Genomic DNA, 1,795 nt, shown 5'->3' with positions numbered 1-1,795 from the left:
TTACAAGAACAATAAGCTCTTGTGGTCAGAATCTCAAGCTCACCTGCGTTGGCAACACGCTGATAAAGCTGTGATAGTTAGTTACGACATACGAACAGGGAATAAAAAGAAATATAAGTTAGAGAAGAATTGTTTTGCACCCGTTTTTTCTGCTGATGGAAAAAACATACTGGCTGTTGAAGTGGATTCAAAAGGAGAAAGTTCACTTCTGATTATTGATGAAGCAAGTGGCAAGTCTATCCATAGAATTGCAGCGAAAAAGCATGAGTTTTTTATGACACCACAATGGGCTAAAAATGATCAGTCTATTGTTTTGATTGTACAAGCCAGAGGTGAAAAAAGCTTGGTAGAGATAGATCTTAATTCTGAAAATAGAAAGCTCTTATATCAGGCGGGAACAACCAATATTTCACAGCCACAAGTCAGTGATAAGTATGTGTTTTTCACATCATCGCACACAGGGATTGATAATATATTTGCTTATGAGTGGGAGAGTGGACAGGTTTCACAATTGACATCCTCTCGTTTTGGAGCCAGAGATCCTTATTATCATCAAGCAGAAAATAAATTGTATTATTCGGACTATTCCTCAGATGGTTATAAGCCCATAAAACTTGATTTAAATAGCTGTATGTGGAAAGAGCAAGAGGGGACGCAGGTTGAATTCACTTTGGCTGAGCAATTATCAGATCAGCTGGGCGAAAAGCTACAGCCTGATACGACTAAGCTAGGTCAGTGGGAAGTTGAACCCTATTCGCGCTTAGCACATACCTTTAATTTTCATTCATGGGCGCCCTTATTTATTTCTCCGGATGAGGAAAAGATGGATATCGGTATTTCAGCCTCAAGTCAGAATTTACTGAATACGTTTTTTACGACTGTAGGTTATAAAAAGGAGGAGGGCTACGATCAAGGTCAGTTCTATTTGAACTTATCCTATCAGCGTTTCTTTCCCATCTTTAATTCAAAATTAGAGTATGGCAAACCCTCATTGGACTATATGGGAAAACGCAAAAACAGGAATACGGAAGAGAATGACATATTACCTCTAAATACAGAATGGAAACAACTAGAGTGGGAAAATTCGGTGACTTTACCTTTTAATCTTTCATCGGGTAAGCATGCCACATTTTTGAGGCCAAAGTTTTCATACAATATCTATCAATTTACGGAATATCAAATTCAGATTAGCAGCCCTGAATTCGATCCTCAGTCTTATAATTTGAGTATTGAGAATCGAAAGCTCGATGAGTTAGAATACCAGCTGTTTTTGAGTCATTCAATTAAGGCTTCGCAACGTGATTTGCAGTCGCCTTGGGCTCAATTTTTACAGGTGGATTATCGTCATAGTCCATCTAAAGAGTTCAATGCCGGCAATGTTTGGTCGGGAATCTGTCAATTCTATTTTCCAGGTTTTGTTAAGCATCATGGCATAAGTTTTTACGCAGGTTATCAGAATCGTTCTGAATTGAATACCATCTTTGGCAATAGCATTAAATCACCACGTGGGGTGTCCAGTTTATATGGATTAGATTGTTCCACAATGAGTTTAGATTACCGTATGCCTCTAGCTTATCCCGATTGGAATTTGGGTGGTCTGGCTTATATCAAGCGAGTAAAGATGGGCGCTTTTGTTGATTATGGAATGGAGCAGGGGCATTTTGTTAATACAGATAATTTAAGGATCAATTTCGATAATAGAATCACATCAGTAGGGCTTGAGTTTACCGCCGATATGCATGTGCTACGTCTGCCAATTCCTTTGAATCTGGGTTTCAGACTGGGTTATGAAAAT

1 protein-coding gene is annotated in these 1,795 nt (G+C 38.7%); it reads left to right on the top strand.

Annotated elements, in window-relative coordinates:
• Positions 1-1,795: TolB family protein (locus ABY905_RS17040; RefSeq protein ID WP_372646060.1), on the top strand; the 1,795-nt coding region annotated here is incomplete at both ends.

Origin of the sequence: Ancylomarina sp., from assembly GCF_041555295.1 — a bacterium.
In the GTDB taxonomy this organism is placed as follows: Bacteria; Bacteroidota; Bacteroidia; order Bacteroidales; family Marinifilaceae; genus Ancylomarina.
This window is presented reverse-complemented; position numbering and strand designations above follow the sequence as displayed.